This window comes from Paenibacillus sp. FSL H3-0469, from assembly GCF_038051945.1.
Classification (GTDB): Bacteria; Bacillota; Bacilli; order Paenibacillales; family Paenibacillaceae; genus Paenibacillus_AQ.
Genome location: NZ_CP150302.1, coordinates 1,865,820 through 1,879,502 on the forward strand (window position 1 = coordinate 1,865,820; position 13,683 = coordinate 1,879,502).

A 13,683-nucleotide genomic window follows, 5' to 3' on the forward strand; every position below is an offset into this window, starting at 1 on the left:
CTCCCGTATTTATATAGTGCTTAACTGGATTCTCCGTCGTCCTTGCCGAAATTAATTACATGAATGTTGGAATTCACCGTATCCACATAGAGTACCCCGCTGCAATCCGGGTAGATCAGCAGATAGGGGAGGATGTAGTCCCGGAGTCCGCTGCCGGTGAATTCGAGCTCCTTGCGGGGGCGGGAGAGGATGACCAGATAGTAATGCTCCTCATTCCTGATGGCTACGTAATCAATGAACAGCCTGCTGTACATCGGTGCCCCATTCACCTGAAAAGACAGCGGGATCTTCAGCTTCCCGCCGATGACCTCGTACCCTGCATCCTCCAGCAGAGCGATGGACGGATGGGGCTGAATGACCTTGTTGATCGGCACCCGGTCCTTCATGAAGGAACCCGGGGACCCCTGCAGCCAGATATAGATTCTATAAAGGATAAAGATTGCCGCCGCCAGTCCTATAAGTGCCACTACAGCCTTGTCCGAGCTCGCCACTCCCATCACCTCGGTGAATCTATTCGCGTGCGGGCGGCTGAAATCCTGCTTCCGGCTGACAATCTGCCGCTAATTTCCGGTTCGGGAAGACCAATAATTCTTATATTGGCAGCAAAAGAAACTCATCGCTTCGATGAGTTTCCATGGCCCGCAGCGCTGAAGGTTGCATTCGCTTCCTTAATGACGGAGTCGGCAAGCGCGGCGAAAGTATTCGGCTGTGCTTCAGCCGCAGAAGTCTGCTGCACTGAAGGCAGCAGCTTCCAGTGTGCCAGAAATTCGATATTACCTTCCCCGCCGGTAATGGGGGAATATGTCAGTCCTGCAAGCGTGTAGCCCAGTTCGGCTGCCATGGTCAGTACGTTTACCAGCACCTCCCGGTGAACAGCCGGTTCGCGTACGACTCCAGACTTGCCCACCTTCTCGCGCCCGGCTTCGAACTGCGGCTTAATCAGCGCAGCGATATCAGCAGGACGGTTCAGCAGCGCCATGAGCGGCGGCAGGATGATTCTCAGTGAAATAAAGGAGACATCGATACTTGCAAAGTCAGGTACCGGTCCCTTCAAATCAGGCGGGGTCATGTAACGGAAGTTGGTCTGCTCCATTACGGTTACCCGCTCATCATTACGCAGGCTCCAGTCGAGCTGGTTATGTCCCACATCAATCGCGTACACATGGGCTGCACCATTCTGAAGCGCACAATCGGTGAAGCCTCCTGTAGAGGAGCCGATATCCAGCATGTTGCGGCCGGTCAGCTCGATGCCGAACTGCCGCAAGGCCTTCTCAAACTTCAAGCCGCCCCGGCTGACATACGGGTGCAGCGCTCCCTTGACTCTGAGGACAGAGCTGCGGAGCACCTTCATCCCCGGCTTTTCAATCCGTTCTTCGTTCGCAAGCACCAGGCCCGCCATAATGGCAGCCTTGGCCTTCTCCCGGCTGTCGTAGAAGCCTTGCTCCACCAACAGCACATCAATTCGTTCTTTAGGGTGTTCCATGTTCATCTCCCGATCACTTCGGTCCGCCCTCCGTCCCTGCCCTTAGGAGGTGGAGGTTGACTTATAGGTATAAGTGCTGAGCCCTTTCATTGACTTAATACGTGCGCACACGGCTTCAACGGTAAGCCCCGTCTCCTGCCGCTGCTCCTTGATGGACCCATGCTCGACGAAAATATCCGGCACGCCCATCAGGTGAACATGCGCATCATATATCTCCTGCTCTGCAAAGAACTCCAGCACCGCACTGCCAAGGCCGCCGGCCTGGCTCGCTTCTTCCAGCACCACCATACCCGTTCCGGCATGTGCCAGATCAAGCAGCATCGTGTTATCCAGCGGCTTCAAGAAGCGCGCATTGACTACACCGATCTGAATACCTTCACGCTTCAGTACTTCCGCCGCTTCTTCGGCCACCTGAACCATCGGGCCGCAGGCAAGCACGGCATAATCCTCTCCGGGACGCAGACGTTCCCAGGTGCCGATAGGCAGACTGTGCAGCTCAGCATCCAAAGCCACCCCCGTGCCGTTAATCCGCGGATAACGGTAAGCAATCGGTCCTTCATTATAGTCCAGCGCCGTCTTCATCATGTGGCGCAGCTCATTCTCATCCTTCGGCATCATAAGCACCATGTTCGGGATATGACGCATAAACGCGATATCGTACACGCCCTGATGGGTCTCTCCGTCCGCACCGACGAAGCCCGCACGGTCGATGGCGAACATAACATTGGCATTATGGCGGCAAATGTCGTGAACAATCTGATCATAGGCGCGCTGCATGAAGGTGGAGTAGACGGCAAATACCGGCTTCATGCCTTCCATAGCCAAGGCCGCACATAAGGTGGCCGCATGCTGCTCCGCGATCCCGACATCAATCATCCGGTCCGGGAATTCCTTGGCAAACGGGAATAGTCCCGAGCCGCCCGGCATCGCCGGTGTTACGGCAACCAGCCGCTTATCCTGATGCCCCAGCTCAATTAACGTCTGTCCGAAGACTTCCGTATACATCGGATTGCCGACCGCTTGAAGCACCTGGCCGGATTCGATTTTGTAAGGGGAAATGCCATGCCATTTATAGGAATCGACTTCCGCCGGTTTGTAGCCCTTGCCTTTGGTGGTAAGAACATGCACCAGAACAGGCCCGGATACATTATCCGCCTGATGGAAGGTGTCGATCATCTTCTCCAGATCATGACCGTCTACGGGCCCCAAATAGGTAAATCCGAGTTCTTCGAACAGAACACCGGGTACCAGCATGTTCTTCAGGCCGTCCTTCACATTCTGCGCAGTCTTCGCCAGACGTCCGCCGATGGCCGGGATTTTCTTCAGCAGGCCTTCGACCTCGTCCTTAGCCCGCAGATAATGACGGTCCGAACGGATCTTGCTCAGATAGTTATGCATCGCCCCAACATTCGGCGCAATGGACATTTCATTGTCGTTCAGGATCACCATGAGCTTGCGGCGCTCATGCCCGATATGGTTCAGCGCTTCAAAAGCCATTCCGCCAGTGAGGGCGCCATCGCCGATAACGGCAATTACCTTATTGTCTTCACCCTTCAGATCACGGGCCATCGCCATGCCCATTGCCGCTGACAGAGAAGTGCTGCTGTGTCCGGCTTCCCAGACATCATGCTCACTCTCCGTACGTTTGACGAAGCCGCAGAGTCCGCCCTGCTTGCGCAGCGAGTCGAACCTGTCCTGACGGCCGGTCAATATCTTGTGGACATACGCTTGATGCCCTACATCATAGATCATCTTATCCCGGGGACTGTCATAGCAGTAATGCAGGGCCAGCGTGAGCTCCACGACTCCCAAATTGGATGCGAGATGTCCCCCTGTTACTGACAGCTTCTCGATCAGAAACTGGCGGATTTCCTCCGCAAGGGCAGCCAGTTCCCCGACTGATAAAGATTTTAGCTCCTGAGGATCATTTATTTGTGGAAGCAGCACGAGTATTCCCCGCTTTCCTAGATGTTGTTAAAATATAAACCCCATTATAACACAAACGAAACGGCTGTCGAAACACAGCCGTTTGCCGAATCTTCATTTAGTGGTCACGTGACATCAAATAATCTGCAATTTCCAGCAGCCGGGACGGGTCCTGGAACCCTCCCTTTAGGATCGCCAAATGCGCAGCAGCCGTAAGTTGCTTCACCTCTTCGCGCGAAGCTTCAAGGCCGATGAAATACGGATAGGTCACCTTCTGCTGCTTGATATCACTGCCGGTTTTTTTGCCCAGCTTGCTCTCATCACCGATGAGGTCCAGAATATCATCCTGAATCTGGAAGGCAAGGCCAATCTGTGTGCCGAACCGGCGCAGGGCCTCCAGCTGCCCCTCATTCGCACCGGCGATTCTGCCGCCCGCAAGCAAGGAGAAGATCATCAGATCGCCAGTCTTGTGCAGATGAATATACTGGAGCTGCTGCAGGTCGGTCATTCCCTGCTCGCCTTCCATATCGGCTACCTGACCGCCGACCATACCGCGCGGGCCTGCCATCTCAGCCAGATCCTCCACGATGGACAACACGCGCTCTGCCGGAACCCCATACTTACGGGAGGCTTGTACCACACTGTAGAACGCATGGGTCAGCAGCGAATCCCCGGCCAGAATGGCCATCGCTTCCCCGAAGACCTTATGGTTCGTCAGCTTGCCGCGCCGGTAATCATCATTATCCATCGCAGGAAGATCGTCATGAATCAGAGAATAGGTATGCACCATTTCAATCGCAGCTGCTACAGGCAGCGCAGCTTCGCGGCTGCCGCCCAGTGCTTCGCAGGCAGCGGTAACCAGCAGAGGCCGCAGGCGCTTACCACCAGCTTGCAGCGAGTATTCCATCGACTCTCTTAGGACCCCGGGGACGTCCCAATGCTCCGGTACGACCCCGCTTAGAGCAGCAGCAACCCAGCTGCTAATGTCAGCTATATACTGCTCCAGCGGTTCGCGGCCCTGCGGCCCCGCCGCCCCGCCGGATGGCTCAAGCTCAGAATGACTCATCGCTATCGCCTTCCAGCCGGCTGCCGAACGGCTTCTTCCGCAGTTCGCCATCCTCTACGGTGATCATCTCAATCTTGCGCTCTACCTGCTCCAGCTTGCTGCCGCATAGCTGCGAGAGCTTCATTCCCTGCTGGAATAAATCAATCGCTTTCTCCAGGGGAACGTCACCGTGTTCAAGCTCACGCACGATACCCTCCAGGCGCTCCATGGCTCCTTCAAAATCCAACTCAGCTTCCTTCGCCATTCGCTTTGCCATCCTCCTTCATTCCCCATACGTGGCAGTTTAGTTGTCCGTCATTAAGCTTTATGTTGACCACATCGCCAAGCTCTACTTCCTTCAGCGATTTGATTAAATGCTGTTCCTTCTCGTCATACACAAGGCTGTAGCCCCGTGACATGACCTTAAGCGGGCTGAGCGCATCCAGATGGCGCAGCTCTGCCCCGAACCGCGCGCGATTATCTGCAAGGCGCGCCTGCATAGCCGCCGTCAGCTCACGGGTGAGGCCATCCGTGCGCCGGCGGGCAGCGCTGACGCTGCTAAGCGGATGGAAGCGCTGCAGGCTCTGGTGCAGCAGCGCGCTGCGCCCCTGTGCGCGGCTGTGCCTTGACTCTGCTGCGCGGAGCAGGGCCGCGCGCAGCATGTCCAGCCGCTGCGCGTGCTGGGCCAGCTGCCGGCGGGGGCCGGCCAGCGCCAGCGAGCGCTGCAGCGCAGCGAGGCGTTCGCCGCCGCGCTGCGAGCGGCGCAGCAGCCCTTGGCGCAGCCGCTGCCGGGCCATGCGCAGCTGCCCGGCCAGCTCGGCTGCGCTCGGCACAGCGAGCTCCGCCGCTGCCGTAGGGGTGGCCGCCCGGAGATCGGCGGCGAAATCGGCGATCGTGAAGTCGGTCTCGTGGCCCACGGCCGAGATGACCGGAATCCTGGAGGCCGCTATCGCCCGGGCGACGGCCTCTTCATTGAAGGCCCACAGCTCCTCCAGGGAGCCGCCGCCGCGCCCGACAATCAGCACATCGGCCTCACCCATGGTGTTCAGGTTCTGAATGGCCTGTACAATAGACGGGCCAGCCCCCTTACCCTGCACTAGTACAGGGTAGAGCACAATCGCCACCTGCGGGTAGCGGCGCTGCAGAGTGATGATAATGTCCCTCACAGCCGCTCCTGTCGGGGAGGTCACAACCCCTATACAGCGCGGGAATTGCGGCAGCGGACGCTTGCGCTCCGCTGCGAACAGTCCTTCCTTCTCCAGCTTGCTCTTCAGCTGCTCGTATGCGAGATACAGACTGCCGATTCCGTCAGGCTGCATATGTGTCGCATAGAACTGGTATTGCCCGTCCCGTTCATATACGGTCACATTTCCTCTGGCGATGACCTTCGTGCCTTCCTTCGGCACGAACGGCAGCCGCGAGTTATGCGAGGCGAACATGATGGCTTTGATCCGGCTGCTCTCATCCTTTAGCGTGAAGTACATATGCCCGCTTCCGTGATGGGTGAAATTCGAGATTTCACCGCGAATCCATACATCGGACAGCAGCGTATCCGAATCCAGCTTCATGCGGATATATTTGTTAAGCTCCTTGATGGAGTAGATCTGCCGCTCTGCCGCCATAAGTCCGGCCTACTTCAGGCCGCGGAGGCGTTTGGCCGCGATCAGCGTGTTGCTCATCAGCATAGTGATCGTCATCGGTCCCACTCCGCCCGGCACCGGCGTAATGAACCCGGCCACTTCCCGGGCACTCTCATAATCCACATCCCCGGCAAGCTTGCCGGTATCCAGACGGTTCATGCCGACATCAATCACAATCGCCCCCGGCTTCACGAACGAAGCATCAATGAAGTTGGCCCGGCCAATCGCTACCACCAGGATATCAGCCTGACGGCTAAGCTCAGCCATATTCGCTGTGCGCGAGTGGCACATGGTTACTGTGGCATTCTCACGCTGTAACAGCAGGGATACAGGCTTGCCGACAATATTACTGCGGCCGATCACAACAGCATGCTTACCGGAGATGTCCGTACCGGTCCGCTTGATCAGTTCAATGACCCCGGCAGGCGTGCATGGGAGCAGACTGTCGTCCCCAATGACGAGGTTCCCCACATTGACCGGGTGGAAACCGTCCACATCCTTCTCTACCGAGATGGCGTCAATCACAGCCTTCTCCTCAATATGCTTCGGAAGCGGCAGCTGAACGAGAATGCCGTCAATATCGCTGCGGCCGTTCAGGTCTGCCACCAGTGCCAACAGCTCCTGCTGGGTGGTAGCGGCATCCAGCCGGTGCACCTCGGAATGGAAGCCCAGCTCAATACAGGACTTCTCCTTGTTGCGCACATAGACCTGGGAAGCCGGATCTTCGCCGACCAGAACGACAGCCAGACCCGGCTTCACGCCGCGCTCCGCTAGATCTGCAACCTCCCGGGCAATCCCGATCCGAATGTCGTCCGATACCTGTTTACCGCTGATAATCGCTGCTGTCATGTAAGTCTCTCCCCTATTGTCTATTGAAGGCTTATAAGCCTGTTACTGCCGCTTGCTGCTGAATCTGAACCGGTTCTGAAGCTGAACTACAGCTCCGCTCTAAGCGTGTCCACATCCTGAATCATCTTGCCGAGGACACCGTTCACGAATTTACCGGAATCCTCTGTGCCGAAATGCTTGGCCAGATCAATTGCCTCATTGACAGATACCTTGGCCGGCACATCGCTGGCGAAGATCATCTCGAAGGTCGCCAGACGCAGAATCTGACGGTCTACGCGTGACAGGCGGCTCATCTGCCAGCCCTTAAGATAATGCTCCAGCATATCGTCAATCGCCATTTTGTGCTCCCACACGCCGTTGACATGCGTAACTACATAGGCCTTCAGTTCGATCTCATCCGTAATGACGCGCTCGGTTTCGTTCTCATCCGCCGCTTCTTCAATCAGCATGTCAACCGCCTCGGTTACTTCAACATCATTCATTTCCATCTGATACAGGCTTTGTACAATAATTTCTCTCGCTAAACGTCTCTTCATGTGTTCCTCCTACGAACTAACTTTCATTCTTGTTTTGATTTTATATTTCAAAAAAAACCGCGCAGCCTTTCTTCCGCAGGTCAGCAACTCAAAGTAACGGGTTCCAGGCTTCCGGGAGAAAGACTATCGCGGTTCACTTGAAGGGACGCCAGCGCCCGGACAGCCGCTCTGCGATCTCCTGCCATTGAAACAGGGGACCCTGCGCGGTATCCTTTCGTTTGCCGAACGTATATCCAATGAACACTACCAGTGCAAAGAACAGCATATCCCAAAAACCGCTAATCAGATAAATCAATCCGAGAAAGACACCGAAGGCAACTCCGGTAATTCTACCCCCGTGACTTTCCCATACTTCTCTCCAGGACATCAGGGAAACTCACCTCTATTCCACTCGACTTTTGAAGCTTGGTGCCTGTGTGAGGTTAGCAATGTATACAGACACATCGGCAACCGGAATTCCGGTTGTCTCCTGCACGAAATCATGCACCTGGCGCTGTACATCTGTGGTAAGCAGCGGCAATGAATGCTCGCCGTCGACGACCGCCCGGATCATAATCTCAAGACCCGCCTGTGAGACACGGATGCGCGATTTCAGGTCGCGTATACCCTTCACTTTGCCCGCAGCCTTCAGACTCAGGTTCTCAATGGTCTCCATTGAGATCTGAATATCCCCGTATTCTGTACGCTGATCCACAGACGGCAGGGATGCGCGGTCGCGGCGCAGGGAGATGTAGAAGAAGCGGATGCTCAGCAGAAACAGAATGACCGCCACCGAGATTGCAGCAATATAGACCGCCGGTCCGTCCGAAATCTCATACTTGTCCGGGATGACACCGCTTAAGAGGAGGATGGCAGTTACAGATAGTATTCCAATGCTTAAGCTGTACAGGAACAGCAGAAGCCTGTCCAGAATTTTGGCCACGAGTCTCACAACCTCCTAAAATTAAGGTAAACCCTCGACGCACTGTCGGGGGTTTATGGAAGAACTGAACCCTTACTTCACGCGGATAACCGCATCCGTGTCCTCGCTCTTGTCAATGCTTGTATTGCTTTTGAACTGCACATCATGAATATGCACGTTCACTTCCACAACGGTCAGACCGGTCATGGTTTCGATGGAGCGCTTAACATTACGCTGAATTTCAGCAGCCACTTCCGGAAGACGGTAGCCGTATTCGATAATTACGGACACATCCACCGCAGCCTCGCGCTGTCCAACCTCAACCTTAACCCCTTTGGACAGGTTCTTGCGTCCGAGAAGCTCAACGATTCCGCCGGCGAAACCGCCGCTCATTCCGGCCACACCTTTCACCTCAACGGTTGCCAAACCGGCGATCACCTCGATCACCTCTGGAGCGATCTGGATTTCACCGATTTCCGTACGTTCAAATTCTGTCGGCAATGTACTCATTTTGGACTTCACACCTTTCCAGCAAGTAGGGGCACTTCAAGCGGGCAGTACGCCTCTTATTAAACATACTATATCATTTGACGAACTTTATGACAAACCATGAGAAGCCGTCCTAAACTTCATACTCCTCAAGGAACTTGATATCGAAGTTCCCGTCCAAAAACACCGGATGCTCCAGCAGTCTCTGATGAAATGAAATGGTGGTATGTATGCCCTCCACCGCAAATTCAGCCAGTGCACGCTTCATCTTCGCAACAGCCTCATCCCGGGTAGGTGCCCACACGATCAGCTTGGCAATCATGGAGTCATAAAAAGGTGAAATGGTATAGCCGGGGTACGCTGCGCTATCCACCCGTACGCCGAGTCCGCCCGGAGGCAGATAGAAGCCGATTTTGCCGGGAGACGGCATGAAATTACGTTCAGGGTCCTCCGCATTGATCCGGCACTCGATCGACCACCCGTTGATGACAATATCCTCCTGGGTGAAGGAGAGCGTGTTGCCTTCCGCCACAGAGATCATTTCCTTGATCAGATCCACTCCGGTAACCATTTCTGTCACGGGGTGCTCCACCTGGATACGGGTATTCATCTCCATGAAATAGAACTGGCCGTCAGGTCCGAGCAGGAATTCCAGGGTGCCCGCCCCCGAGTAATTAACCGCAAGCGCGGCACGTACAGCTGCTTGGCCCATCGCCTCACGGGTCTCCGGTGTCAGGATGGAGCAAGGTGCTTCCTCCACCAGCTTCTGGCGGCGGCGCTGCACAGAGCAGTCACGTTCGCCCAAATGGACTACGTTGCCGTGATTATCGGCGATAATCTGAATCTCCACATGCTTCATGCCGGTCAGGAATTTCTCCAGGTAGACCCCGGCATTGCCGAAGGCCTTCTGCGCCTCCTGCTGGGCTGCGGTAATCTGCTTCACCAGCGATTCTTCATCCTCGGCAATGCGGATGCCCTTGCCTCCGCCGCCTGCGGTAGCCTTGACGATGATCGGATACCCGATATCCCGGCCAAGCATCACCGCTTCTTCTATGTCGCCGACAAGCCCGTCGGAGCCTGGAATAATCGGAACCCCCGCCTGCTTCATCGTCTCCTTGGCTACGGCCTTGTCGCCCATCCGCGTAATCGCATCCGGTGAAGGGCCGATGAAGGTAATGTTACAGGATTCACAGATCTCGGCGAAATCCGCATTCTCGGCCAGGAAGCCATAGCCGGGATGAATAGCATCGCATTCCGTCAGCGTGGCAACGCTCATAATATTAGTAAAGTTCAGATAGCTGTCCTTGGCGGGCATCGGTCCGATACAGTACGCCTCATCTGCAAGTCGGACATGCAGGGAATCGCGGTCCGGCTCCGAATAGACAGCCACGGTGGCAATACCCAGCTCGCGGCAGGCCCGGATAATGCGGACCGCAATCTCGCCGCGGTTGGCAATCAACACTTTTTGAATGTTCATGCGTTTCCTCCCAAAGTTTAGCGAAGCTTGCAAGCTCCTCCTCATTCTCGCGGCAATTATTCCGCTCTCACCAGAAACAGCGGCTGGCCGTACTCCACCAGTTGGCCGTTCTCAACCAGGACAGAGACAATCTCGCCCTTCACTTCGGCCTCCAGCTCATTCATCAGCTTCATCGCTTCAATGATGCAGACCGTGGATTTCTCATTCACCCGGTCTCCGACATTAACAAAGGCAGGCGTCTCCGGTGAAGCGGCACTGTAGAAGGTCCCGACCATCGGCGAGACGATTTTATGTAATGCGCCTTCAGCGGAGGTTGCGGGCTGCTGCGCCGCAGCAGGAACTTCACTAACAGCCGGAGGGGCAATGATCTGCGGACTTTGCGGCTGCGGGGCTGGCGTAAAGGGGTAGGTATAAGGAGCCGCCTGAATTACTGTTCCTTCAGCTTCAGAGCGATCCGGTTTACGGATAGCCAGCTTCATACCTTCGCTTTCAATCTCCAGCTCGTGCACGGAGGAAGTCTGGTCCAGCAATTGAATCAATTCCTTAATCTCGCTTAACTTGAACATTGGGTAGTTCACTCCTTCAGCTTTCTCTCGAAGCCATTTTGGGACGCTGGCTGAGCAGGGTACGATATCCGTTCTGACAAGCTTACCCATAAGGCGGGTGTGCTCTGTAACTCTCTTGAATCGCTACCTTGTGTAACCGCTGCCTGCGTAATCTTCTTTTTCTATACATCGATAACTTTATGTATTATATCACAAACGCTAGAAATGGAAAGAGCCTGGGACGCGCCCGGGCTCTTTCGGCATTTTATTCTATTTTCCCTGATTATATTCAGCCGGCTTACTGCTCCGAGACGTATTGGACCTTAATCTTGTCCTGGGTAACGCTCAGTTCCTTCATTACAAAGTCCACGATGCCAACCGCCTGCTTCACATCCAGCTTATCGCTCAGCACCACGATCGTGTAGGCATCACCGGATTCTTCTTTCACGATGGCCTCGCCGTATTTTTGTTGAAGCTTCTCTTCAATCCCGGTGATCTTGGACTCCTTCTCCTCCAGCTTGCTGAGCTGCTCCTGGGCTGCTGCATTCTCAGCCGGTGTCTTATCCATATCGTTAATCAGCGCCATCAGATCATTGTGATCCTTAAGGTTCTTTTGCTCGCGTTCATACAGGTAGTTCGTGAACAGGCTGCTGGCTGATACGCTCTGCGAAGCCACTTCATCCAGAATCGCCTCGTCGTCCTTCGCCGGAGTCTTGTCTGCAGCGGCTGACGTATCCTTGCTGTCTTTGCTGTCCTTGGTATCCTTAGTGTCCTTATTTTCCTTGGTATCCTTGCTGCCAGCCGTATCCTTGCCTTTATCAGCCGTAGCCGCCTTGTCCGTTGCAGCAGTTGTATCCTTGGCAGTGTTGCTGCTGTCAGCAACCACACTGCTGTCATCTATCACGGCCGGAGTCGTACTGTCCTCGGTTGCCACTGTCGATGCCGCTTCATCCTTGGTGGTCTTGCTGCTGTCATCTACGGTTCCTACTGCAATTCCCTTGTCCGTGCTGACCTCTTTGATGACAAGTCCGCTGTCCAGCGTAGTCGCAGTTCCACCGCCCGTTCCGTCTTTTATAGTATCCACCTGGATGCTGCCTGCGGTTTCTTTAGGGATGGGAGCCCCCGTATCTTCCGTGAACAGATAATATGCAGAGAGCACTACCATCAAACTGAGCATAGAAACCAGCCAAATCGTTTGTCTTTTGCCCTTCATTGTTTATACCTCCTATAATTTTGTTGCCAGCCCTCTTGTCGTCTCTGAGTCGTGTGTATCGTACAAGCCTCTTCTGTTAAAGCATATGCCGGGGTTGCCGGAGACATGCCTATTCCTGCTTGCGCGGGACAACAGAAATCCGGTAGACCGGTACGTTAAGCCCTTTTTCAACCGCCTGCTCAATCAGACTGCGCACGACCTTGTTCTCTGCCCCTTTGGCGACCACCAGCACTCCCCGTACCTGGGGCTTCACCCGCTTGGTGATGATCGGAGCCTCGTTCCCTGACTGGCTGTAAGTGACGATCTGGCCGTCCCTGGTGTACTGGGTGGTATGGCGTTTACCGCCGCTGGCATCCGTTTCTTCACTTTGCTGCTGCGAGTCGTTCATATTGCGCTGCACGATAATTTCCTCTGTGGAATCTACAGTGACCATGATATCCACAGTCCCGACCCCCACAATTTTCTCCAGAATCTCCTTGGTGCGGTTCTCCATCGCCAGTTCGATGCTGTCAAAAGAATTCGCGCTCCCGGCCTCCTGCTGCAGGACGGTCTGCGAGGTCCCGCTGTCCGGCGGTTCACGCCCCGTGTTCTCGTTGTCCAGCTTCTTCACATTCACGAAGGAGTTGAACAGCATGATCGCAACACCCAGCAGGCCGATAATGATCAGCCAGCGGAAGGTGTGGCTGCGCTTCGGGCTGCCGCTGCCGCCGCCTCCGGCCCACTGCTCCAGCTTTTTCAGCCAATTGCCCATTGATTGCCCGCCTCCTCTTATGATTTCACGGTACCGGCCCCGCTGCTCTGCACCTTGATCAGAGCGGGGTCCAGGTTCCAGTTCTGCTCCAGCAGCTTGATAATTGTTCCGGCTTCCTCCGCCAGGGTCTCCTTCACTCCTTCTGTGCCGTTCGCGGAAGAGGAGGACGCCGGAGCCGCACCTCCTGAGGAGGACGCTTCCTGCGCTTCCCCCTCTCCGCCGCTATCCTCCAGGCTGACCTGGACCGGCTCCACAGGGGTGATCTGTATCGGCCCGGATGACGGCGGGGCTACAGTGCCATTGCCCGGGACAGCACCTCCGGAGGCACTCTGCTCCGGCGGGAGAGCTACCATGACTGAGGAGATCAGCGGCACCTCCTCGCCCAGCGGCGCATTCGGATTCGGGCCCATAGCCAGGGCCACCGTCACCTTCACCCCGCCTAGCCCGGTGCTCCCGGCAATCTGGTCGCGCATCTGGCCGGCGATTTCCTCGGCAGCCAGCTTCAGGCTCTGGTCACGTGCTCCGGCAGCAAGCATCCGCCCGTCTGCCAGAATCTTGTCCAGCGAATCCGGTGCACCCTCCGCTCTGTTCAGCAGCCCCCCGCTTCTCTCCTGCTGCTGCATCGCCATGGTCAGCTCCTTGCTCGCATCCCCCTTCAGCAGAGAGATGATCGGGCTGAGCATCGTCAGCAGAACCAGCAGGCTGAGCACCAGCCTGGCGTAGCGTTCCATGGATTTACTGGGCAGGAGCATCTCCACGAATGCAGCCATCAGTACGACGAGAATCAGCTCATGGAGCCAACTGCTGAGCCAGGACATGGCGCACCTC

The 13,683-nt window shown here is 55.7% G+C and carries 16 protein-coding genes; all 16 read right to left on the reverse strand.

Annotated features, from left to right (window positions below):
- Positions 1-20: 20 nt before the first annotated feature.
- Positions 21-491: a hypothetical protein gene (locus NSS83_RS08320; RefSeq protein ID WP_341348030.1), complete on the reverse strand. Its 471-nt coding sequence runs from the start codon at positions 489-491 to the stop codon at positions 21-23.
- Positions 492-613: 122 nt separating this feature from the next.
- On the reverse strand, positions 614-1,483 hold the full coding sequence (locus tag NSS83_RS08325) for a TlyA family RNA methyltransferase (RefSeq protein ID WP_341348031.1): 870 nt from the start codon (positions 1,481-1,483) through the stop codon (positions 614-616).
- Positions 1,484-1,525: 42 nt separating this feature from the next.
- Positions 1,526-3,430, reverse strand: coding sequence for a 1-deoxy-D-xylulose-5-phosphate synthase (gene dxs / locus NSS83_RS08330; RefSeq protein ID WP_341348032.1), 1,905 nt, complete (start codon positions 3,428-3,430; stop codon positions 1,526-1,528).
- 97 nt (positions 3,431-3,527) lie between these two features.
- Positions 3,528-4,475, reverse strand: coding sequence for a polyprenyl synthetase family protein (locus NSS83_RS08335; RefSeq protein WP_341184861.1), 948 nt, complete (start codon positions 4,473-4,475; stop codon positions 3,528-3,530).
- A complete protein-coding gene (gene xseB, locus NSS83_RS08340; protein WP_036698378.1) occupies positions 4,462-4,719 on the reverse strand; it encodes an exodeoxyribonuclease VII small subunit in 258 nt (85 codons plus the stop codon). Before xseB ends, NSS83_RS08335 begins: the two co-directional genes overlap by 14 nt.
- Positions 4,703-6,076 (reverse strand): exodeoxyribonuclease VII large subunit, encoded by a 1,374-nt coding sequence (xseA, locus tag NSS83_RS08345; protein ID WP_341184860.1) that lies wholly within the window; start codon positions 6,074-6,076, stop codon positions 4,703-4,705. Before xseA ends, xseB begins: the two co-directional genes overlap by 17 nt.
- A 9-nt stretch (positions 6,077-6,085) precedes the next feature.
- A complete protein-coding gene (gene folD, locus NSS83_RS08350; protein WP_341150857.1) occupies positions 6,086-6,943 on the reverse strand; it encodes a bifunctional methylenetetrahydrofolate dehydrogenase/methenyltetrahydrofolate cyclohydrolase FolD in 858 nt (285 codons plus the stop codon).
- Positions 6,944-7,029: 86 nt separating this feature from the next.
- Complete coding sequence (gene nusB, locus NSS83_RS08355; RefSeq protein WP_036698385.1) at positions 7,030-7,479, reverse strand: transcription antitermination factor NusB; 450 nt, start codon at positions 7,477-7,479, stop codon at positions 7,030-7,032.
- 133 nt (positions 7,480-7,612) lie between these two features.
- Positions 7,613-7,846, reverse strand: a complete 234-nt coding sequence (locus tag NSS83_RS08360) for a DUF2273 domain-containing protein (RefSeq protein WP_036698387.1) — start codon at positions 7,844-7,846, stop codon at positions 7,613-7,615.
- Between the two features lie 15 nt (positions 7,847-7,861).
- Positions 7,862-8,401, reverse strand: a complete 540-nt coding sequence (gene amaP, locus NSS83_RS08365; RefSeq protein WP_036698389.1) for an alkaline shock response membrane anchor protein AmaP — start codon at positions 8,399-8,401, stop codon at positions 7,862-7,864.
- Positions 8,402-8,473: 72 nt separating this feature from the next.
- On the reverse strand, positions 8,474-8,890 hold the full coding sequence (locus NSS83_RS08370) for an Asp23/Gls24 family envelope stress response protein (protein WP_036698392.1): 417 nt from the start codon (positions 8,888-8,890) through the stop codon (positions 8,474-8,476).
- Between the two features lie 112 nt (positions 8,891-9,002).
- Positions 9,003-10,346, reverse strand: coding sequence for an acetyl-CoA carboxylase biotin carboxylase subunit (gene accC / locus NSS83_RS08375; RefSeq protein ID WP_341184859.1), 1,344 nt, complete (start codon positions 10,344-10,346; stop codon positions 9,003-9,005).
- A 56-nt stretch (positions 10,347-10,402) separates the two neighbouring features.
- A complete protein-coding gene (gene accB / locus NSS83_RS08380; protein WP_341018124.1) occupies positions 10,403-10,912 on the reverse strand; it encodes an acetyl-CoA carboxylase biotin carboxyl carrier protein in 510 nt (169 codons plus the stop codon).
- Positions 10,913-11,189: 277 nt separating this feature from the next.
- Positions 11,190-12,104, reverse strand: a complete 915-nt coding sequence (locus tag NSS83_RS08385) for a SpoIIIAH-like family protein (protein ID WP_341348033.1) — start codon at positions 12,102-12,104, stop codon at positions 11,190-11,192.
- 109 nt (positions 12,105-12,213) lie between these two features.
- Positions 12,214-12,855, reverse strand: coding sequence for a stage III sporulation protein AG (gene spoIIIAG, locus NSS83_RS08390; protein WP_341184857.1), 642 nt, complete (start codon positions 12,853-12,855; stop codon positions 12,214-12,216).
- Between the two features lie 17 nt (positions 12,856-12,872).
- On the reverse strand, positions 12,873-13,673 hold the full coding sequence (gene spoIIIAF, locus NSS83_RS08395) for a stage III sporulation protein AF (RefSeq protein WP_341184856.1): 801 nt from the start codon (positions 13,671-13,673) through the stop codon (positions 12,873-12,875).
- Positions 13,674-13,683: the final 10 nt, after the last annotated feature.